Below are 20,489 nucleotides of genomic sequence, written 5' to 3'. Positions count from 1 at the left end.
GTCGTTGTTTAACGACCTTACCCATATCCAAGCACTTCAATGTATATACCAATTAACGCAAATCTATATAGCTGATTGGAGTTAAGAAGAAACAGCTTCAGACTTACGTTGGTTCAGTAATTTTTTCTTCATGTTTTGCTCAAGTTCATAGCGTTGATATTCAACAACCATCTCTTGTGCCATGGTAGAAATCACTGAAGCAGTTGCTTTGTTTTCGTCAAAGTCCGTGCCTTTATTTTTGGCATTTTTCTCAATCATGGTACGCCGTGTCTTAATCTGGTTCTTCGCACCTTTTGGGTAAAATTGTGCAAGGACCTTCAACGCCTTACCACGTTCACCGATAAGGTCATACGTGTAGTTACGGAGCGCACGTTCATCGGGATGTGTACTGAGTGACCATAAAAGGATTGGACCAAGTGAAACGGTATATAAGCCCGAACATTCCATTTTTTCGAGTTTAATTTTACTGAAGTACGTTAAGCCTTGATCTGAGAAACCTACGTTACCTGAACCAAGCGCATCCATTTCTAGTTGAGTTAGACCGATACTGTCACGAATAGCTTCACGAGATTCGCGTGTACCAGGATCGACAATCACATACGCCGTAGCAAAGCCAACCAAGTCTTTAAAGTCTTCTACTTTGTGTGATGCCAAGTTAAGACGAGCACCCCATTTACGCAATGTACGTGCGTCTTCAGCCAATTCTTCTAATAGGATTGGATCGCCTTTCGCAACGTGCAATTCGTCATAAGACATAATTTTGCGGTCTTCAAGAAGCTCATTAATCAGTTGGGTTGCATATTCACGATAAGCTTGTGGGAATTTTGGAATATCGTCACGGCTCACGGCGAACTTACGCTTAATGAACATCCGTACAATCTGGAAGAATAGAGATGTAGTTTTAGGATCTGATGATGTCGCAACTTCGTTTAAGTCGATAGAAGCTACACGAGCGTTACCGATGTCAAAGTTAGTGTGATAGAAGAATGCTGGATAGGTATTTTGTGCAGCCATAATCTGATGCGCCAAAAAGTCCAGTGCTCGTTCATTATCAATATGAACATCACTCCAAACATCTAAAATTGATGAATCAGAAAGGGTTTCAATCATATCGCCAATAGTCGGCATTGCGTAACGGTGTGCCAACGTGCGTCCACGGATCTCATTCAAAGAATGGAAAAGGTCACGTAGAGCGTAATAAGAAATATCCTTACCTTGTTCAGAATGTGGCTCAATCAGTCCGTGTTTTTCCATGATGCGATCTAGTTCTGGATCTGCAAAGCGCATGTACTTACGTGCTTTATGATCAGCATTCGTATCATCAGCAAAATAGAATGTACGGCGTAGGACCGCACCAATAACGTCAGAAGTATTTTTGGCTGGTTGCCCTTTCAATTCAGGCGGTGTTACCAATGAACTTAAAAACGCTGTCATTTGACGCATTTCGTAGTTTAACGGGTAGCGTAAGCCCATACTGAATTCAAGCGGATTAATCGCTTCTTCTTTTGAGTTTTTAATACGCTTATAGATGGCATAGTGACGTAGCTCTTCAGGCAATGAATCTTGCACTGTTTCTACTAACCCACGGCTTGACTCACCCACATCGACAATATAGGTCAACGGGATACGCTCGTTACCAGGCATCATGATGTCCTCAAGCATGCCTTTGTTCATTGTGACCGATTTACCCGTACCCGGTTTACCAATGTTAATAGTCGTCCATACAGTCACTTCATTTGAGAACGAATCAAGAATAATCAGTTTACCGTCTAAGGTTTTGTTGAGCTGATGCCCTTTATGGAATGGTGAGTTAATACGTGTCAGCGGTAACATGTAGAACACATCAAACAGCGGTGCCGGTGAAATAGGTGCGTGATTACGTACCATCAAGCCCGGTATATGTGATGCCCAAGTCAAAATAGGATCGCCAGCCTGTTCCATGACTTTTGCACCGCCCCACGCTTCAAAACTCTTCCAAAGCTTTTGGCGCCGTCCTACAAGAATGTTTACACCATCTTCGGTATTTGGTGCCCATGTCATCATGGTCATTTGCAGACCAGCAACAGTGTCTACTTGATCTAGGTCATTTTTAGTGGCCATCAAAATGTTACCAGCATTACGAATGGCTTTGTTTTGTGCCGTCATAAAGTGAATAACGCTTGATAACGTGCGTTTCATCATGGTTCCAGCCATACCATCACCAGTAATACAGTAACTCACCGCATATGGGATAGAACGGATGTTACCGCTAGTGTCGTGCGTTTTGGCCTGGTGTAATAAGCGGAATAGCGTTTCAAACGTATTCGTCTTCGCTGGATATATATCTACCATCAATGGAGCATATACAACGCCGTCAGTGATAACACTTCCCACTGGATAGAATGAACCTTGACTTGTACCAGGTAAGATCGCATTCGTCATGAGTTGTTCTGAGATCGGTTGATACAAAACGTGTGACGCATCATGTTCTGATGGTATTTCTTTCCAACGCATCGGTAAGCGTGTATTCAGCATCGGCACAGACAAGGTGAAGTCATCTGAAGTTGAATGTGAGGCAATTTGTTTTTTAATCGCTAGACCAGCTTCAACAACATTCAATACTTCATAGATTGCTGGAAATTCTTCAGTTGAGAGTGAGTTTAAGAATTGTGAGACAAAAGACTCATGGTGTACGTATAAGCTGTCCGATGATTTAAGCATGTCTTGAGCATTGACCGTACTTGGCATTGTAATTTGCGACAGTAGCTTTTTACGGTTTTTTGAGTCTTGAGCCTTATCGATTGGCGATAGTAAGGTTGGCTCAGAGATTAAAGCGATATAACAGCTTTCGTTAAATACACCGCCTGAAATGGTTTCTGTCATTTCATCAATGATGATGTCTAGATTCATCGCACAACGCGCCGTGGTCGCCTTTTGCATGGCATTCAAGTCATGAATCGCGTATGGCGTCTCATGGTCTACTTTGAACGCTAGATGAATCGTATGTCCACGGTCTTTGAAGTAGTTACGCATGTTGCTCGTCATCAAACCAATTTGACGGCTGAATGCATCACCACTAATTAAACTCTTAATCCCCTTGTATTCGATGATCGTAATCATTGTACCAGTTTTTGTGACAAACGTATGTTCGTCCGATACTGTTTCTAAATCGCAATAATCCTCTACGTCAGCTTTCATGCTTTGTAGGAATAACATCAATATAATTTCAATCTTGGAGTAACCAGTCTTTTTATAACCAGACTTCTCAGCTTTCTTCTTACTCATTTAAACACCTTTATTCACCTTTCTACGTCTATCTTTGATTAGACATGCCTTTAAGCATTAAGCACTAAAAAACGGTAATTCTCTTAAAACGTTAATCGCACTGTCGAAATCCTTATTTTGAATTGCGACCTCAAGACTTTTTACAGAGGGTTTTAAGCTTGTATCTAAAACCAACCTTAATAAAAGCTCATAGTAGGTACTGTTAAAAGGGATATTATCATTTTTTGAATTACTAAATACATCAGTTTTAACGGTTTCATCCTCTTTTAATTCGACATACTTCTTAAAACTATTTAGGTCAAACACTAAACCCTTATTAAGCAGTTGCCAAAACGCCGTTTCTAAAACCTCTTGGCTTTCACCTAAAGTACCCACCTTGAAGTTTAAGGAACCTGTATTTTTAAGTTGGAAGTGAACCTTATCAAGCTCTATGTAGATCTCTTTGTTCTGGTATAAGCCCTGTTCGTGGAAAACTTTAGACACCGATAGCTTTAAGTTTTGGTATATACAAAAAGATTGCAGCGAACTCATTTTTAAGTTGCCCGTATCTATCTGGTTTGTCGCATCTTCTACGGACGTTGGTAGATGTATCATCGGAAAGTAGCGTGTCAGTTCTTCAGACAGTTTCTTTTGTTCCAAAACGCTTATAATTGATAATGGATTGTCAAATCCAAAGTTGGTGCTTAGTAATTTCTTATGCTTCACACTCACACTTTGCTTAACCTGTATTTCAACGTCTAAGCCACTCAGCGCCGTTATTTTGTTTAGGTGTACCAATGTGTCATCCAACAGCAAACAATCGCTGTTAACGGGGATATTCATCAACAGTAGCGCTTTAATCAGTGGATCTTGAAAATGCCCCGTTGAGTCTTCACCAGTTGTTGTCTGATTCCCTATCGCTATATGTACAACATGGAGTAGCATTAGCGTGTTAGATGTATGACCAGTGTCGCGTGTCGTTGGTATATACAAATCGTTCAGGAAGTTGAAAGCCTCAGTACCTATAACGCATAAGCGAAATATCGATAGCTGATCGTGCGTTTCCTTTGGTAGTGCATCTATCCCAAGTTCCCAATATTTGTAGATGTATGGACCAATAAATGAGTATTCATCATCATTCAATATGTCCGTCTCAAATACGCTATCCAATACCGCTATATCATTCACTATGTCAGGCTTAAATGGCTGTAACACTATGCCCGATATAACGTCTTCTAAGCTCATATCTATGTATTCGGTATCTGCTAAGCATTCTGTCATTTATGTGAACTCACTTATCACCCAAACCCTTAAATACATCTAGTGTTTGGTAGTACTCATACTGCTCGTCAGTAAAGATATTCGGGGAAAATACTATGTAGTGGTTTGGCAGATTAAAGCTCTCGTATGCTTCGTCTGATACCTTTTCCAAAGCTTTTGCGAGTTGATACAAAGAAAAGTTTTTGTTCTCTTTGATGGCATTCAAATACCACTCTTTGTACTTGCGGAGCTGGTCTACGTAATCAACGTTCGCTACCAACATATCTTCTTGCTTGGCTTCTTCATATTCAGCCATTGTGTTGAACTTAATGTCCGTGAAGTACAGTTGGGTATCAATTGTTTGGGTTCGTGTCTTAATCGCATTAAACGCCTGTATATCCTCAAACATATTACGTGCGTATTCTGCTTCAGACATCTTTGTAGGATTAGGGCGTTGATGGCGCTTTAACGGCTCTACAAGCAAGCTTTGGCGATGTCGCCGTGCGAACTTAGCAAGCTCAGGATCTTGGTTGTCAGACTTATGCGATAACACCAGTAATGCACGTTGATATTGATTAAAGATCTCTTGAGGTATGTTCGTACTCAATACGCATATTTCAGCTTTCTTTTCCAGTGATAGTGCAAAGATGTGGTTTTGTGCATGGCATAGCGTACAGACCGCTACAATGTTCTCAGCCGTATGGTTGCTATGATCGCCGTCTAAGTGATGTGGCTCTAAAAAGTATTCGTCATAGAAATCACAAAAATAGCATTTAGCTGGTTGTGAAGACATTATTTGCTTTATTGTCTCATTGGTTTTAAAACCATCATGGATAGTTTTATCTTGACGTATCTCTTGCTTGTCGTTTACGCCGTTAATAGGTCTTAAAATACCAAACTTACGGTTTATATGTTTCACTTAAACCCCTTAATACTATTAAGTAAGGTCTAATTAAAACATGTATATACTATTTTTAAAATAAAAAAAGCGCAGCCTAAGCCACGCTTTTAAACTTATTTATTATTGTATTACGCTTTACCAGTAATAGTGTTCGCAGCAGAGAACATGATGAAGCCTACGATTGATAACGCACCACCCACACCAATACAGATCCAAGCAGTTTTCTTTTTCTTTTGTTGATCTTCTTCTGATGTATACATCATATACAAACCAGTACCAACTAAGCCTAAACCAAGCACCATGAACACTACGATTAAGAATTTATAAACGTTTTGACCTAATGTTTCACCACGGCCTAAGATTTCATTCGCATCAGAACCAGCAGCGTGTTTTCCGTAAGCTGTACCACCTGGGTTCCATGTGCCAGTGTTTGCATATGCAACTTGACCCATTAATGCAGAAACAAAAGCTAAAAACATTACTTTTGCGCGGAATGCAGTCGCTTTTACAGTGCGAACTGAGTGTTTTACTAATGATACCATTGTCATTTTCCTTTTATTTAATATACGGGAGCTAATCTCCGCACTGTAATTAAACATTCTTAAAACCCTATTGCTTTAAGTTGCTTAATTTTAAACTTCTCGTTAAATATCTTCAATATCTTATACAAGGTTTTTAAGAAACTCTCACCCTATTTTAAGAAGATTGTTTAAAATATTGTAAAAAAGGTTCCTCCTATTTGTGTTCCAAAGGTATTAACAAAGACATCGTGTACGTCCTGAACGTATACGCATAATACACCTGTTATAATTAAAACCCATGCTTTGCGGTATGTCGCATTGCCTTGAGCATCAATTTTCTCTACAAAACCATATAAGCCACGAGCTACGGCTATAATCCCTACCAGTTGCGTAAAACCTACAACCGCCGTAACGATATATGCACCTAAATCATTAGCACCAGCATCAGGCAAGTAACTTTGTACCGTTACAAGTTCTATGCCATTACCACCAAACAATGAAGAACCTAGTGCACCAATGATATATCCGTCATATCCAAGTGATGCAAAAGCACCACCGATAAGAATCTTCAACAATGCCCCACCAGTGGTAGGCTCTTTCATTCCATGACCAAAGAACTTTTGTTGAGGTGATGATGCTTGCACTAAGTCAAAAAGCGCCGTGCCAGTAATCACCAACCCCGTTACAACAAAGCAAATGCGTATAAAGCTTAGTAGTGGACCGTATATGTTTAATATCGCTTTAACTATATCTAATGCATCCACGCTATTTTCCTTATTTCACCCAAATGGCTTGTTCGTTTTCGTCAACAGCATAGACCGTGCGATTGTCTGGCATCTTCTGACCTACATAGACTGTATATGTATGGTTTTGAGAATCTGTCATCCAAGCGCGATCGCCTACAACCGCAAAAGCATCCAAGCGTTTTGCACCTTTTGGAATTGATAAGGTTTTAGATCCCGATGTACTTAAAGCCTTTTGCTTAGTCTGGTCTTTAGCTATTTTGATTAAACTAGTCTTTAATTCCTTAATTGCCTGTTCTTGCAATTCAACAAGGTTTTTAAGATCGTCATTTTCAGCTTTCAGTTGTTCATTTTTGATTATGGTTTCTGATTGAGCAACTGCAGTTTGTTCGCCGTTTTGTACTTGCCCATGCGCTTGCTCTTTTTCTTTCAAACGTTGTAATAAAATAAGTGCATTCGTACCCTGACTTTGATAGAAGTTAACTGCCTCTATTCCTAGATCAGAATCAATCGGATACGACATGGATTTGTACATAATCATGTATTGACCAGTGGTAGGATCTTTAAACACAATATTTTCATCAACAATGAACGCCGTATCATCAGCAATACTATTGTCCTTTAAAGGTTGTTGATTTTGGTTGTATGTTGCTTGTGTTTGTTGAATGCCTTGACCAACAGTATCAATGGATTCTGGTGTTTGTTCTGGAGCAACTGCCGTGCTGACGTCTTTTGGTTTACTCATTTGTATCCAAAAGAAAGTACCAATCATAATTAAGGCAATAACACCAATAACAATAAGAAGTTTTGGAGGAATACCACCCTTCGCACTACCTTCGCCTTTTTGGGGTTTGCCTTCAGCATCTTTTAGATTTTTCTTTGCCTGTTCAGCAGTCATTTGATTATCAGACATTTCGCTTACCCCTTATTTTTCGGTGTTGTTACGTCAGCATCAAAAAAGACTTCAAATACTTTTCCGCTGTTAACGATATACGTAGTTGGTCGAACTGTTGATGTACGTGCCATGTTCGCCATTTCCGTACCAACGTTACCAATGATGTTCCCGGCAATTTCTTTATCGTTTGGCTCTTCCTTCGTGCTTACAACATTGCCAGTATTTGTGATTTGGGTTGTACCAATGTTTTGATAGGCTTGTCCGTAACCCTCAAAGATTCCAGCAGTAACCATACCGCCAAGCTTTTGCAAAGTGTGTTTTTGGACTTTATCAGCCATGCCCGATTGTTTTGTTCCAAGAGTTAAAGCTCGTACTTGGATTGCATACTCTTCGCCCTTAAACAACATACGGGTAAAGTTAAATTCAATATCCGCAGTATTCAGACCAACAGTACCAATAAGTTTTGCGCCGTTAAATTTACCGCCAATAACAGTAGCAAATAGGTTTTTACCTTTATCAGTATTCACACCTGTATCTAAACGCGCTTTCATTGTTGTACCAGCTTTAATGATTGCTAGTCCTTTAGTAGATTCGCTAGTCGTATTCGCAACGTTCAAGCTTCCAAGGTTTTGTTGCCCTTCCGATGCTTTAGTGTTGTGTGAATATTTATATGTTGAATATCCGTTGACCTTGTTCTTTGTATTAGAAAACGCAGCAAGTTGATCAACAAAAGCAGTTTGACTTAATTCACGCGTTGCAGCATTACGTTCTGCATAAGCAGCTGCTTGTTGGCTATATACACTAGCAACATCATTAGCAGCAGATGAAGCATGTTCATATTGTTGCGCGTAGTTAGTTTGATAAATCGGTGCGTTTTGATTAGCACCGTTTTGTGTTTGTGGTTGTTGTGGTAGACCACCGCTAGTTGGTTGAGGTAATGCACCACCTTGATTTGCCATATTAGCTCTGGCCATCTGGTCAAGTTCAAGCGTAATATTTGGTGTACCACCTGTTGCAGAACCGTTTACAGGTTGCCCATTTGGACCTATAATAAAATTCTGATCGTTCAGATCGCCGTTTGGATCTTGTGTTGCAACTGTTTTAAATTCGGGCAAATAGCTTTCACCATTTTTGCCAGCTCGAGCAGCTTCTTCAGCTTGTTTTTGACGTTCATATTCTACATATTCAGGAGGGATAACATTTGTACCCTGTCCTTGGATTTCTGGTGTAGCAATAGCAACCTGATTATCTAAAGCTAGTTGGTCACTTTTCCCCATTGGGTTAAACATAAAAAAGCCTAATCCACCAACTACTACCAAACCAATAATTGCAACAACGCGAAAGCGCGTATCTGCAAAAACACGTTTTTTGTTAGCAGTTTTAATACTTGTATTTTTCAGTTTTTTAGGTTGGTCTTCTTCTGAATGAACTTGGTTTGCAGAAATAATAGTTTCATCGGTAGTACCTACTTCAGTGCTACGACTAGAATTCTCTTCAATGTCATTCGGGTTATTTTGTTGGTTCGTTGAATCCATTTTTAATTCTCACTTAATGACTTAAAATGCGTCTTCGAGGTAAACAGTTTTAGGTGTACCGCCAGTCGTTGAAAATGTGATGTACTTCAGATCTTCAGAATCTTCATAACGGAAGATCTTCATACCGTTGTTAGCGCGGAAAGAACTCAAAAAGGCTGGTTGAATAACACCAAAGTTACTACGCACATATATATAGCCACCAAACTTCCAAGCACGGACATTAGGACTATCGGTTCGCATTTCAACAGCACCCTCAGGCGCTAAGCCATCCATAAATTGCAAACTCACACCATCTGGAATAATCGATGTTTGATTGCCTGTTGAATACATAGCTTTGGCTGTTGGGCTTCGACCAGGTATACGTGCGTCTACACGAACATCTAAATCACGTTGGCCAGTAGCTAACATCAAAATTACTGGAGCACCCAATCCCTTTAATGTGACCGTTACGTTTCCGAAAGCAGCTGGATCTAATGGTTCGATTGAAAGGATGTTAGTTTCAGGGATTTCGTCTGGCTCTTTTTCGTTTTGCTCACCTAAGCCATCTGAGAAACGTCCACGGTCCAAAGAAATCTTTTCAATGTTCCATGGATTTCCTGAAGAATCGGTAAAGACAATAGTAGATAGCATGCCAGCGCTTAAACGAATTACTGGCGGTTCCTCACCAGGGTTTAATGAAATACCCAAACTACGGGTTTTCGCTTGTGGCGTATTTACATAAGGACTAGAAAGGCTTCGTTTTTGTTGCAACAAAAGTCCTTTAACTATTTTTGTTTGCTCAGGTGTGAACTGCAAACCAACAAGATTGTGAACCTGTCTGTCAATTTCCGATGCTGTATCAACTACCTCAGGTGCAACCAAAGGAGATTGAGCATCCGCAAAAGTATTCGGAGGCATATCAGCAGCATTAACTATTGTAGTTAATGCAGTAGAAGCAAAAAGAGCCAAAGATAATTTTTTCAATTTCATAAGTATCATCCAATTAACGCGCTGGAGTTAACGTAATTGTCTTAACAGCAATACCGTTGTAGTTCAGATAAGAACGTGGATGCTCAACAATAGTAACTGTCGCAATGAAGCGGTGAGTCTCTTTAGGTTGTTTGTCACCTAAGAAGAATTGAGTAGTGATAGGAACACGAACAGTCCAACTAGGTTCTGCAGCATGTAAATCACGGTTTTCGATTTGTGGAACATCAGTAGCAGTAGTTCGCATCGTTAGGTTGTTTTGTACGATTGTGCCAACTGTTTGTGATTGAGCGATTTGCTTCATCAATGAATCTTTACCGCCCTCAGTGAAATACATTGAACCAGCATTGTTAATAACGTCACGCCAGTTCAAGAAATCAAAGTTGTAGACAGAAAGAATTGCACTCTTACCGAATTCAGAAATAACAACGTCAGTAACGCGAGGGTTTTTTGATGCTTCGATTGGACAGATAACCGAGTTATCTACTGTTTGAACAGCTTTGACTTTTGGGTATGCATTAAAGGCAGCAAAAATAATCATCGCAAGAACAGCACTCACGATAAAAGCGAAAAACACGAAAACAAGCCATCGTCTTAACTTTGCAATCTCCTTATCTTTTTCATCCACCTGTTTTCTGAGCCAAAGACTAGGATCACAAGAACCTATTTCAGCGTTTTCATTAGATTTGTCTTTAGACACAACAGCACTCCTATTTCGCTGGCTGATATATAACAGATGGAATTGGACGATCTGATTTAGAGCTAAGCACACACTTAACTGGTGTGCCGTCATCAAAAACCAAAGATTCAAAATCTGTTGTGGTGAGTTTAAAAGCTACAAAACTAAGCGTTGTTAAAACGGTTAAAATGCACAATGAGGCAAACGTACTAACCAACACTCTTAAAAGCCTTGCGTATTTTCTTTTACCTATTATTGATACTTCAGCGTAAGGAGAACCCCATGTTGAAGTAGTCAAATTAGTTTTAGAGTTATCCATTTAGTCAATCACTAAACCCGACTTTAATTCGTCCTTATAATAGTCGGTATTAAACTCATTTGCTATATTAAGATCAAAATAATAAAAGGTATCTAGGTTATTAGCTAAAAGTGTTTTAACAAATTCATGGCTACCATTAACGTTTTCAATAGAATCTAAAGTAGGCTTTATACTAAAACCACTATGGCCTCTCCACTTTCGCCCATAAAAGTTAGAAGAAGTATCTTTACCAGCATGTCCAAAAGCACCAGCTATCACAAACTTATCAATACCCTTTACCTTAGCATTTGCAATACATTGATGCCTTGTACTGTATAAAGTAGGTCGTTGATCTTCATTAGTTAAAACCTTGCCTCTAAGCTTAAAGTAATTGATATAACTTAAACGTAAACGCTCTTGCAGTATTTTAATAAAAGTCTGTTTTTCATCCCATCCAAAGGTATAGCCACTAGTTTTATTTAAACTAGATACCTTTCTCACATACCTATTTAGCAAGTTCCAATAAAGGTATATCTTTTCTTGATCTTCATGTTTAAGGTCATCAAGTATTAAATACCTTTTAAGTCCATTAGCCCGACCATGTGTAGCCTTGCCATTTTCCACAATCATGATCAGTTTTGGTCCTTTTACTGCACAACAGAATGAAACGGAAAACCACTCAACAGGACGCAATCCAACAACAAGATTGGCATCAACAAAAGCAACCATCATCCGATCAAACTCACTAACCCTGGTGTTACTCTCGTTCTTATGCTCGAATTCTCTTACCAAGTAGTTGTAAAACGTGCGTTCAAAGTACTTTGTTTTCAGCTCAGAAGTACGCTTAGGTTTGTCCTTATTAGCTGTATATTTTGTGTTAATGATTCTTAAATATAATTCTTCTAAAAAATATTCATCAAAACCAGCATCTATATCTTCATCATTAATAGAGCCATTATTTAGCTCATTAAGCTTTAGACCGATTCCATACACTAAATATGCACGATATGTTCTAAATGTAGATTCCGCGTAATAACCATTTTCAGATTTAGTTTTAAATTCAGAATATATGTTTTCATATAACATTTTTAAATCTAGCTCTGAACTATCTAAATGTTTATCAATTTTTTGCTTAAGCTCAATATCATATTTGGTCTTAGTAGAATACGGAAAATCTTCTATACGACTTGTGTATTCTTTTAATGTCTTTGGATAGCTATTAGGATTCTCAAAACTGCTCACCACTACCACCCTTTATCCACATGCAAAACATGAGCACATACTACAACGTTAAACACCTTTCTAAAAGTACTCGTTAAAACGTTTTTCACTTTAAGCAAAATGTTTTTCACTTTTAAGCCCAATAAATGCGAATGTCTTTTTTGACTCCTCTCTTGTTAGTACAGTGGAAAAATCAAAAAAATGAAGTTGAGAAATCATAAAAACACAGTGGTCCTTTTTTACAGTGAAGTGCTTGATATGCATAGTTTCAATAGTCTTTTGCCAGTTGCGATGCCTTAAATTTTTAGGGAAAAATACGACTCTAAGCCTATCATTATTGCAGTTTAATTGGTGTTTAAGGTGTCAAATCTTTATATTTAAGATGCACAGCACTAAACCATAAGATAGGTTTTTATAAGTAGCAGCTTTAATGTCTTTAAACTTTTAAATTAGGAATGGTATATACCAAGATGCATTTTTTCTTCAAACAGTTTTTATCAATTTATTTAATATTAAAGAAGCTGGCTTATAAATAAATTGCATTATCACCAATAATATTTTTAATATTAATTAAAAAAAGCATATTAACATCTTTATTAATATACTTCTATACTGTAAAATATAAATTACAGTATTAATAATATTTTAATTAAAAAAAGAATAAATGTACTTTGTTATTTTCTGTATAAATTATATTCTAAAAAAAGAACAAAAAAGAATAGAAAAGATAATAAAAAGAAAGAATAAGACTATAAAGGAATATAAAAGACGTCTAGCAAACTATAAGAGCTCATTTACTCTCTATAATTGATTGAAAAAAGTACGTTGTATTTCCATTTCAGATAGGTACTACTAAAAAAAAGCATTGTTTTGGACAGACAATGCACTTAAAAAGAGTATTTTTTACAGATTTGTCTTGTTTAGGCCAGGTACGACTGCCTGAAGAACGCCCTTAGATATACGTTAAAGCTTATAAATTAGGTTTAAGCGAGTGCCTAAAAGTCGGCTTTATACCTTTTAAGGGATTTTTTATAATTAATAAAGTGCATTTTAATAGTTTTTAGACTAAAATCATTTTGTCTTTATACCCACTTAATCCGGAGTAAAAATGAAGCACAATAAAAAGCTTTTAAGCGTTCTTGTAATTGGTTTAATGATGTCTGGGTGTGCTAGTCGTGATGTAACGCAATTAAACGTAGCAAGCCCTTTATCTATTATATCTGAAGCATCTCAAGAGGCTTTAATTGCACAACAGAACTTAAAGAACTCTTCTGCAATTCAAATGCAAACTGTTCAGAAGAAACAAGGTAGCATCAACCATGACCTTTTAAATATCGACTACATAGGCGATCCAATACCTTTAATTAAAAGTATTTCTAGCCAATACGGATACCGTTTTGTAGAAGCTGGTCCTACTCATGAGCTTCCAATTGTTAATTTTAATAAAAAGCGTCTTACTGGTGTAGAAGCTTTACGCGATGTTTCTGCATATTTAAATACTGCTTCGATAACTCTAGATCATCAAAATAAAAGTATTTTATTGACTTATAACTAATACCCTTTAAATCCTTTTATACATATCTGGAGTTTTTATGGACTACTCTAATAATGCTTCATTACAAGAGCTACTAAACCCATCTAACCAGTCTTCTTTAGAAGTTCATGTTAGTAATGTTGAACAGCAAGCTCGTTATGAAGCCATGCTTGAATTAGTTAAGCAAAAAGGTATTAAGTTAGGGATCAATACTTATTTAAGCAACGCTCGTGAGGTCATCAAAAGCCAAGAGCGTAACCTTGATACAATCTTTAACTTTAAACCTTACATGATCAAAGATGTTGTTGTTCCCCCGGTTATTATTGAATCAAAAGATGTAACTGAGACACCTAATGCCATGTCGTACAAGACGACTAAGCAGACTTATAAAATCTTGAAACAAGCTCGTTTCAGTACTCGTGCACCTGATTGGCGTCAGTACCTTGTTTTCCCTACACTTGATAGCAATGTTGATTACGTGACTTTCATTCCGAAAGAAATGTTACCAGCTAACGAACAAGAACGAAAAATATGGAAAGAGACTGCTGCTAAGTCTTATGAAATGGGTTTAGTTGAGGGCCGAAATATTGTTGAAGATGCAGTAGATCGTCTTAAACGAGATTATTTGGGGATGGTTACTTTCCATAAGTTTGTTTTAGAGGGCAAGTTATCAATGCCAGCAATTAGCAGTCAATCACTGGCTGTTTCTTCTACACAAGACACTATTGCTCTTGATATGAAATTGCTTCAAATCCAACAATTACCGCAGTTCAATTCAAATATTGAAACTTGGAAACCAATTCTCCAACCTGAACAAATTGCACCTAGCTATCAAATTCCAAAAATTAACCTTGTTAGCGAACCTTAAGTTCGCTAACTCAATTGGAAGTTTTAAATGCAAATGAAGGTTTCGACATTAAAAGCAAAATCTGCATTATTTGATGTTAACAAGATTAAAGGATCTGAAAATAAGATTCTGACAGCTACCAAAGACATTCGCAAAGACTACGATTCTAGCCGTGGTTTTGGTTTGGCTACATTAACAGCCATAACGACATACAAAGATCCGAAACAAGGGTTTAAAAGTCGCGATGAATTTGAAAGTCTTCTATATGAAGCATTAGCTCATGGTGCTTCAGATATTTTCATTAGTCCAGATCGCCCCATCACAATGATGAAAGACTTGGAGTTATATTCGTTAACACACCGTATTATCAATCGTGATGAAGCTCTACACATCCTAAGAACGATTGCTGATGAAAATGCCTACTTAGTCCTTATTAATAATAAGTTTATTAATAAGGCATATCGTATTCTGCAGAAAGACGCTTCAGGTAAGGAAACTCGTTATAACTTTCGTGTGAACGTATCTCGAACTTCGTATCGTGGATCTGGAGATTCTTTTCAGATAACGTTACGTACAATTTCTGGCATTCCCCCTCACTTTTCAAAAGTGGGTTTAGATGAAGATTTCATTAAAAGATCGCTACCTCACAATGGTTGCTACATCATTGGCGGAATCACTGGTTCTGGTAAAAGTACAACACTAGCTTCAAATATTCGCTATGTGTTGGAAAATAATACTCATATTCGTGGAAATATTTTGACTCACAACGAGCCTATCGAATACGAGTATGACGCAATTGAAAGCACACACAGTATTGTTAGTCAAAGCGAAATCCCCAATAACTTCGAGACTTTTGCGGATGCAAATAGAGAGGCGATGCGTAGACGTCCTGCTGCAGTTGAAATCGGTGAATTGCGAGATAAAGAAACAATTTCTGCAGCTCTAGAACTTTCTTTAACTGGCCACCCTGTTTTTGCAACGGTTCACGCAACCACCGTAGACAAAATTATTCCACGTATGTTGAAGCGCTTTAAGCATGAAGAACATCTTCAGGCTGCAGCTGACATTATTGGTTCAGTTTATACATTGATTGCTCAACGTCTTGTTAAAGATGTGAACGGCAAGGTATTTGCTGTAAGGGAACACTTAATTTTATCACCTCAACTGAAAGAAGAATTGCTTTTAATTGATGATATTCATGCTCAACAGAAGTTTATTCGAGAGTTAATGATTAATTCTGATGGTTCAGATCCAAACATCAGTAAGAGTTTCAGGAAACAAGCTGACGATCTACTCAAAGCTGGTCGTTTGCATGAAGACTACTATTACAAACTGATTTATTAAGAGGCGAATATGGATGATCAATATGCACACTGGTCGCAATTTAGATTAAATCTAATCCTATGGGGCGGTTTAAACGGATATTTGTTTATACCTTTTCTAGCTGTTGTTATTAAGTTTTCCTTGTTCAAACTTATGCTTTTCATCGGCTTGATAGTAGCAACATTGGTTATTGAAAAAGTATTTAAATACAAATACAGCTATATCCCCTCTGCTCTTAGACGCTTAGTTTTTGGGGGCAATAAATACACTAGACGCGGTAGAAGACGTTACTCGTTGTAAATCTTGAAAAATTGAAAGGTAAACTTATGAAAAATACTCAAAATGAAAAACCAGCGATTGAAGAACGTTATATTGTTCTAGGTATTGATGATGGACATGGCGGTACAAAGCTTTATGCTGGTCTAGATCAAGATGGAAATGAAATCAAACTGACTATTCCTAGTATTGCTTATTCAGGAAAAGTCCTCACTGGCGAAGAGGATTCTACTGACTATTATGTGGTTAAAGTTAATGAAAACTTTTATACAGTTGGTAAGAAGATCAATAGTAGTGTTCCTCTGGATACCAGAACAGACGAATACCCGACATCTGAATATAACAAGGCACTAATACACCAGGCAATTAAGGCCTATATTGACCATATCGGAACATATGATGGTAGAGCGTTTGCAATCGCTACTTCACTTCCTGTTAGTCGCTATTACACACCTGAAAAAACCAAAAACATGCCACTTATTGATATGAAAACTAATTTTCTACTCAATGGTGATGTTTGCTTCAACTTAAAAGATCATAAAGCTGGTAAACCGCTTAATATCATTAAAAGACATATTGTTAAATGTGAAGCTCAAACAGCTTATTTTAATGAGATTATTGATGTACACGGAAACGGTTCAGAAGATAGTGATCTTTTAATAAGTTCTGAATGTGCTGTAATCGATATTGGCGGTAAAACCACTGATATTGTAGTCACATTAGATGGAGGAAACATGCTTGATGGCCATCGTTCTACATCACGTAACCTTGGTATTCTTACCATCTATGAACGAATCACTAGCTTAATTCTTGAATCTGGCTATAAAACAGTTAACGCTAACTGGCTAGATTTCGCACTAAAATCTGGAACTTATGGTATAGGATCTCAAGCCAAAGATATTACAGGTTTAATTCAGCAAGCTAAAAACGAATTCATGATCGAATTAAATAACTTTATCTCTAAACAGATCGGTGGAGGCGATGATTTAGCATTAGTATTATTTTGTGGAGGCGGTGCAGCTTTTCTTGAAAAAGAGATTAAAGAAAAGTACGACTTACCGAACGTAAGAATCGCTGAATCACCAGAGTACGCCAATGCTAAAGGTTTATATAAGTTAGCTAAATACATGTATAAAATGTACGCAGAAATCAAATGACAGATTCAAACTACATACAACTATCCTATCAATTAATTCACTTAACAAGAGAAGATCTTGATGTGATTAGTAATGTTAATAGAAATCTACCAGGTCTAGACTTAAACGCTTTTAGTTTAAGTCTGCTGTATTTAGGATTTATCTTTTGTACTGACAAGCAGAAGATTTTTCTAAATGCGCCAGTGCAAAATGAAATAGACGAGACGTTTGCACAGCCTGTACGAATGAAAATAGATAAAAATGCAAATCAAAAACTATTTAATTCAATTAAAAAACATCCTCAAGGAAAGCTTCGTAGAAATTACATAACTGCTGTTTTACATGCTGGTATAGCGGTTCTAATTGAGCTTTCATACCTTTATAAGTTGTATGAAGTTAATGAGGATATGGCAAGCCTATATTCTGTCAATTCTTTCCTATTAAGGTTTGGCTTAAGTACTTGTGTTGAAACATACACCAAGTTTAATACTGCTTACTATGTGTACGATATTGAATATCTTGAAAAAAAGTATCTTGATCATATATCCATACAAATACCAGAAAGTAGTAAGGAGCAAATTGAACAATCACCTAAAAAGCCCGTAACTAATTCTATCAAGAGCAAGGAGGTTCCTGTTCAAAAAGCAGTTAAGATAAAGGAAGCTAAACATACTGAACATAAAAACATTCAGGACCACTCCCCTACCGTTGAAACATCTCAAAATACCGAAACGTCCGAAATTAACAATGCTAAACCAAGTCAAAACGTATCTGAATCAAAACCAGTAACCAATCCAAGTAGTTCGGATTGGCTGAACCAGACTTTTAATCCAGATCTATTATAAAAAAAACCGGCAATGCCGGTTTTTTTCATTCAAAGTTTTGAAACTTCAATCATTCAAGCTCTTAAAAAACTCTTCAATTTTTCTAGCTTTCTCTTCTGTAATATCTGCATCCAAGGCTACTCGCAACTTAAGTACACTCTTACCTTTGGTACCACATTCAGAACTCATAGAACCAAATTTAACGCCCTTATCTGTCTTAAAATCGAATTTAATCTTACTCGGTTGTTCTTCAGTAGTAGCTTCTTCAGTTTTTTCAGGCTTAGTCGCCTTATTTGCTTTTTCTTCTTCACTCAAAATAGCTATAAATCCTTTATGACGCTTGCCCGTGGATTTAAATTCTTCAACGTATTTATCCCATTCTGGTCTTAACAAGTCGAAAATTGCTTTTTCAGTTTTAGTTTCTAAAGCTTTATTTATTGCGGTATTCACTTCTTGAGCAATATATCCAGAAATTAGCTCAGGATCTTCGTTCAAAGAGTCCAAAATGAACTCAGGTAAGTCTAGAATATATTTGAGACGGAAATACTTCGACTTATCAATCGCAAATTTTTCAGTAACAAATTCATAACTTTCAAAAGGATAACCAAACTCTTCACATAATTGCTTGATTTTTAATATGCTTTCAAAATCTGAAAGATTTTGTCTAGCAGTATTATCCAATAAAGCTGTTATAGCAGCTTTATCATCATTCATAGATGTTTTAACTAAAGCAGTAATTCTCTTGAGCTTTAAAATCTCTTTAATTGCTCTAAAACGTCTCTCACCAGCAATTAACTCGTAACGATTACCCTTCTGTCGAACTGTAATCGGGTTAATTTGTCCATTAGTTTCTATATCAGCAGCCAAAATTGGCAACTTCTCATATACACGTTTATTCATGATACGTGGTTGATAAGGTGATGGATCAATTAAATCAATGTCGATTGATTCTAAATGAGATCCGCTAACAATATTTTTTGTTTCTCGCTTAGCTAGTGGGTTAAGACTCCCCTCTTCTATGGTTGGAGTCGCTGTATTTTCTTTTACATCAGTAACTTGAGCATCACTCCCTGTTGCATTAGCAACAGATGTTTTTTTCATGCTTTTTACTTTATCTTTAAAGTTCATATCAGCACCTTATAATTTTTTGTATTCAGAAACCATTAGATCTACAAGTTGATTAATTGCTTGTTTTGCTGGTGTTTCTTTTCCAGCATCCAGATCAAATACGGAACACTTAACATATGATGCTTGACTAAAAACCGTAGCATTTGGAATACAGATTAATTCCTTATTTACCAGTTTTTCTTGCAATTTTGGTTGAGCATATTCATTGCGAATATCTTCAGCCAAGGTAAGATCCACTGTATTACGCTTGTTATAAAAGTTTAGTACTGGCGATAGAATTTTTAAATCTGGATTGCTTGTCTCTAAGTCATCCATAGAGTTAAGTATATCTTCCAAACCCTGAATACTGTATTCACCCTGTAATGGAATTAATAAACTGTTTGATGCTAACAAAGCATTAAAAGTTAGAGTTTCCATTCGCGGTGGACAATCTAACAAAATAAAGTCGAAATCCCCTTTTATCTTTCTTAATACACTTCTAATAATTTCATTAGGAACTGGACTAGAACGCTGAATATTGATTTCAACATCACGAATGTTATTAGCACAAGCAATCAAAGACACATTTTCAAAGTTGGTTTTATCTGGACCTTGTATAACATCGTGAATGTTAATTGTTTTATAGTTTTCAAAAATATCTTTTAGAGTGCCATCTATATCGTTAATATCTGGAACATTTGAAATATGTTTTGTTGCATTACGTTGGCTATCTAAGTCGATTACTAAAACCGTATAACCTAATTTTCCAAGCTTAGCAGCACAATTCACCGTAGATGTTGTTTTGCCCACACCACCTTTAAAGTGGATGCTTGTACAAATATAAGTTTTTCCTGAGTTCTTTTCCATTTTTCAATCACCTTTCAAGTAAAGTCAAACAATACAATATTTGAAAAATATTTAAAATACTTTTTCACTTTATTTTTAATATATTTCAACTTTTTCAATCTATATGCCTAACATGTGTCCATATCTTATGTGTTTTTCATTATCAGACTGATAACAGCTTTAGATTCCTTGGCGTGGATTTTTTCATTATCAGACTGATAACAGCTTTAGATCCCTTGGCGTGGTTTTTTACATTATCAGACTGATAACAGCTTTAGATTTTTAATCGTGGATTTTTTCATTATCAGACTGACAACAGCTTTCGATTTTTAAT

At 37.0% G+C, this 20,489-nt stretch carries 18 protein-coding genes; 5 read left to right on the top strand and 13 right to left on the bottom strand.

The genetic code is table 11. From position 1 onward, the window contains the following. Nucleotides 1–81 precede the first annotated feature (81 nt). From EXE29_RS15385 to EXE29_RS15335, 11 genes are all read right to left on the bottom strand, one after another. Complete coding sequence (locus EXE29_RS15385) at nucleotides 82–3,264, bottom strand: putative type IV secretion/conjugal transfer ATPase (protein ID WP_120364225.1); 3,183 nt, start codon at nucleotides 3,262–3,264, stop codon at nucleotides 82–84. Between the two features lie 57 nt (nucleotides 3,265–3,321). After that, complete coding sequence (locus EXE29_RS15380; RefSeq protein WP_120364226.1) at nucleotides 3,322–4,524, bottom strand: hypothetical protein; 1,203 nt, start codon at nucleotides 4,522–4,524, stop codon at nucleotides 3,322–3,324. 10 nt (nucleotides 4,525–4,534) lie between these two features. Further along, nucleotides 4,535–5,422: an HNH endonuclease signature motif containing protein gene (locus EXE29_RS15375; RefSeq protein ID WP_024160797.1), complete on the bottom strand. Its 888-nt coding sequence runs from the start codon at nucleotides 5,420–5,422 to the stop codon at nucleotides 4,535–4,537. Nucleotides 5,423–5,532: 110 nt separating this feature from the next. Continuing rightward, nucleotides 5,533–5,946 carry a hypothetical protein gene (locus EXE29_RS15370; protein ID WP_024160796.1) on the bottom strand — a complete coding sequence of 138 codons (414 nt, stop codon included), beginning with the start codon at nucleotides 5,944–5,946 and terminating at the stop codon, nucleotides 5,533–5,535. 167 nt (nucleotides 5,947–6,113) lie between these two features. Continuing rightward, nucleotides 6,114–6,689, bottom strand: a complete 576-nt coding sequence (locus EXE29_RS15365) for a hypothetical protein (protein WP_005005910.1) — start codon at nucleotides 6,687–6,689, stop codon at nucleotides 6,114–6,116. A gap of 10 nt (nucleotides 6,690–6,699) precedes the next feature. Then, on the bottom strand, nucleotides 6,700–7,581 hold the full coding sequence (locus EXE29_RS15360; RefSeq protein ID WP_024160794.1) for a hypothetical protein: 882 nt from the start codon (nucleotides 7,579–7,581) through the stop codon (nucleotides 6,700–6,702). A gap of 5 nt (nucleotides 7,582–7,586) precedes the next feature. Further along, nucleotides 7,587–9,098: a DotG/IcmE/VirB10 family type IV secretion system protein gene (locus tag EXE29_RS15355; protein ID WP_120364227.1), complete on the bottom strand. Its 1,512-nt coding sequence runs from the start codon at nucleotides 9,096–9,098 to the stop codon at nucleotides 7,587–7,589. Between the two features lie 21 nt (nucleotides 9,099–9,119). Next, nucleotides 9,120–10,067 carry a DotH/IcmK family type IV secretion protein gene (locus tag EXE29_RS15350; protein ID WP_005005900.1) on the bottom strand — a complete coding sequence of 316 codons (948 nt, stop codon included), beginning with the start codon at nucleotides 10,065–10,067 and terminating at the stop codon, nucleotides 9,120–9,122. Nucleotides 10,068–10,080: 13 nt separating this feature from the next. Continuing rightward, nucleotides 10,081–10,641 carry a DotI/IcmL family type IV secretion protein gene (locus EXE29_RS15345; protein WP_228134816.1) on the bottom strand — a complete coding sequence of 187 codons (561 nt, stop codon included), beginning with the start codon at nucleotides 10,639–10,641 and terminating at the stop codon, nucleotides 10,081–10,083. 133 nt (nucleotides 10,642–10,774) lie between these two features. After that, the gene (locus EXE29_RS15340) at nucleotides 10,775–11,062 is read right to left on the bottom strand and encodes a hypothetical protein (protein ID WP_024160792.1); all 288 of its coding nucleotides are present in this window, start codon (nucleotides 11,060–11,062) and stop codon (nucleotides 10,775–10,777) included. After that, nucleotides 11,063–12,283, bottom strand: a complete 1,221-nt coding sequence (locus EXE29_RS15335) for a hypothetical protein (RefSeq protein WP_228198721.1) — start codon at nucleotides 12,281–12,283, stop codon at nucleotides 11,063–11,065. A 1,087-nt stretch (nucleotides 12,284–13,370) separates the two neighbouring features. On the opposite strand from EXE29_RS15335, the gene EXE29_RS15330 reads away from it, so the two are divergent. The 5 genes from EXE29_RS15330 to EXE29_RS15305 all read left to right on the top strand — a co-directional run bounded on the left by EXE29_RS15330 (nucleotide 13,371) and on the right by EXE29_RS15305 (nucleotide 18,223). Beyond that, on the top strand, nucleotides 13,371–13,817 hold the full coding sequence (locus EXE29_RS15330; RefSeq protein ID WP_024160790.1) for a DotD/TraH family lipoprotein: 447 nt from the start codon (nucleotides 13,371–13,373) through the stop codon (nucleotides 13,815–13,817). Between the two features lie 37 nt (nucleotides 13,818–13,854). Then, nucleotides 13,855–14,664, top strand: a complete 810-nt coding sequence (locus EXE29_RS15325; protein ID WP_024160789.1) for a type IV secretory system conjugative DNA transfer family protein — start codon at nucleotides 13,855–13,857, stop codon at nucleotides 14,662–14,664. 27 nt (nucleotides 14,665–14,691) lie between these two features. Beyond that, a complete protein-coding gene (locus EXE29_RS15320) occupies nucleotides 14,692–15,987 on the top strand; it encodes an ATPase, T2SS/T4P/T4SS family (protein ID WP_024160788.1) in 1,296 nt (431 codons plus the stop codon). A 305-nt stretch (nucleotides 15,988–16,292) separates the two neighbouring features. Beyond that, nucleotides 16,293–17,399 carry a ParM/StbA family protein gene (locus tag EXE29_RS15310; protein WP_024160787.1) on the top strand — a complete coding sequence of 369 codons (1,107 nt, stop codon included), beginning with the start codon at nucleotides 16,293–16,295 and terminating at the stop codon, nucleotides 17,397–17,399. Further along, the gene (locus EXE29_RS15305) at nucleotides 17,396–18,223 is read left to right on the top strand and encodes a hypothetical protein (protein WP_024160786.1); all 828 of its coding nucleotides are present in this window, start codon (nucleotides 17,396–17,398) and stop codon (nucleotides 18,221–18,223) included. Before EXE29_RS15310 ends, EXE29_RS15305 begins: the two co-directional genes overlap by 4 nt. Before the next feature lie 45 nt (nucleotides 18,224–18,268). Here EXE29_RS15305 and EXE29_RS15300 read toward each other — a convergent pair whose 3' ends face one another. Together EXE29_RS15300 and EXE29_RS15295 are read right to left on the bottom strand one after the other, a co-directional pair. After that, entirely contained in the window at nucleotides 18,269–19,330 is a 1,062-nt protein-coding gene (locus EXE29_RS15300; protein ID WP_024160785.1) for a ParB/RepB/Spo0J family partition protein, read from the bottom strand. A 9-nt stretch (nucleotides 19,331–19,339) separates the two neighbouring features. Continuing rightward, nucleotides 19,340–20,176 (bottom strand): ParA family protein, encoded by an 837-nt coding sequence (locus EXE29_RS15295; protein WP_005028640.1) that lies wholly within the window; start codon nucleotides 20,174–20,176, stop codon nucleotides 19,340–19,342. Nucleotides 20,177–20,489: the final 313 nt, after the last annotated feature.

The organism is Acinetobacter sp. WCHAc060006, assembly GCF_004209135.1.
Classification (GTDB): Bacteria; Pseudomonadota; Gammaproteobacteria; order Pseudomonadales; family Moraxellaceae; genus Acinetobacter; species Acinetobacter cumulans.
This window is presented reverse-complemented; position numbering and strand designations above follow the sequence as displayed.

Coding starts and splice junctions, on each gene's coding strand:
- EXE29_RS15310 (WP_024160787.1), top strand. CDS start 16,293: ATGAAAAATACTCAAAATGAAAAACCAGCGATTGAAGAACGTTATATT.
- EXE29_RS15320 (WP_024160788.1), top strand. CDS start 14,692: ATGCAAATGAAGGTTTCGACATTAAAAGCAAAATCTGCATTATTTGAT.
- EXE29_RS15355 (WP_120364227.1), bottom strand. CDS start 9,098: ATGGATTCAACGAACCAACAAAATAACCCGAATGACATTGAAGAGAAT.
- EXE29_RS15330 (WP_024160790.1), top strand. CDS start 13,371: ATGAAGCACAATAAAAAGCTTTTAAGCGTTCTTGTAATTGGTTTAATG.
- EXE29_RS15385 (WP_120364225.1), bottom strand. CDS start 3,264: ATGAGTAAGAAGAAAGCTGAGAAGTCTGGTTATAAAAAGACTGGTTAC.
- EXE29_RS15340 (WP_024160792.1), bottom strand. CDS start 11,062: ATGGATAACTCTAAAACTAATTTGACTACTTCAACATGGGGTTCTCCT.
- EXE29_RS15295 (WP_005028640.1), bottom strand. CDS start 20,176: ATGGAAAAGAACTCAGGAAAAACTTATATTTGTACAAGCATCCACTTT.
- EXE29_RS15360 (WP_024160794.1), bottom strand. CDS start 7,581: ATGTCTGATAATCAAATGACTGCTGAACAGGCAAAGAAAAATCTAAAA.
- EXE29_RS15305 (WP_024160786.1), top strand. CDS start 17,396: ATGACAGATTCAAACTACATACAACTATCCTATCAATTAATTCACTTA.
- EXE29_RS15300 (WP_024160785.1), bottom strand. CDS start 19,330: ATGAACTTTAAAGATAAAGTAAAAAGCATGAAAAAAACATCTGTTGCT.
- EXE29_RS15380 (WP_120364226.1), bottom strand. CDS start 4,524: ATGACAGAATGCTTAGCAGATACCGAATACATAGATATGAGCTTAGAA.
- EXE29_RS15325 (WP_024160789.1), top strand. CDS start 13,855: ATGGACTACTCTAATAATGCTTCATTACAAGAGCTACTAAACCCATCT.
- EXE29_RS15350 (WP_005005900.1), bottom strand. CDS start 10,067: ATGAAATTGAAAAAATTATCTTTGGCTCTTTTTGCTTCTACTGCATTA.
- EXE29_RS15370 (WP_024160796.1), bottom strand. CDS start 5,946: ATGGTATCATTAGTAAAACACTCAGTTCGCACTGTAAAAGCGACTGCA.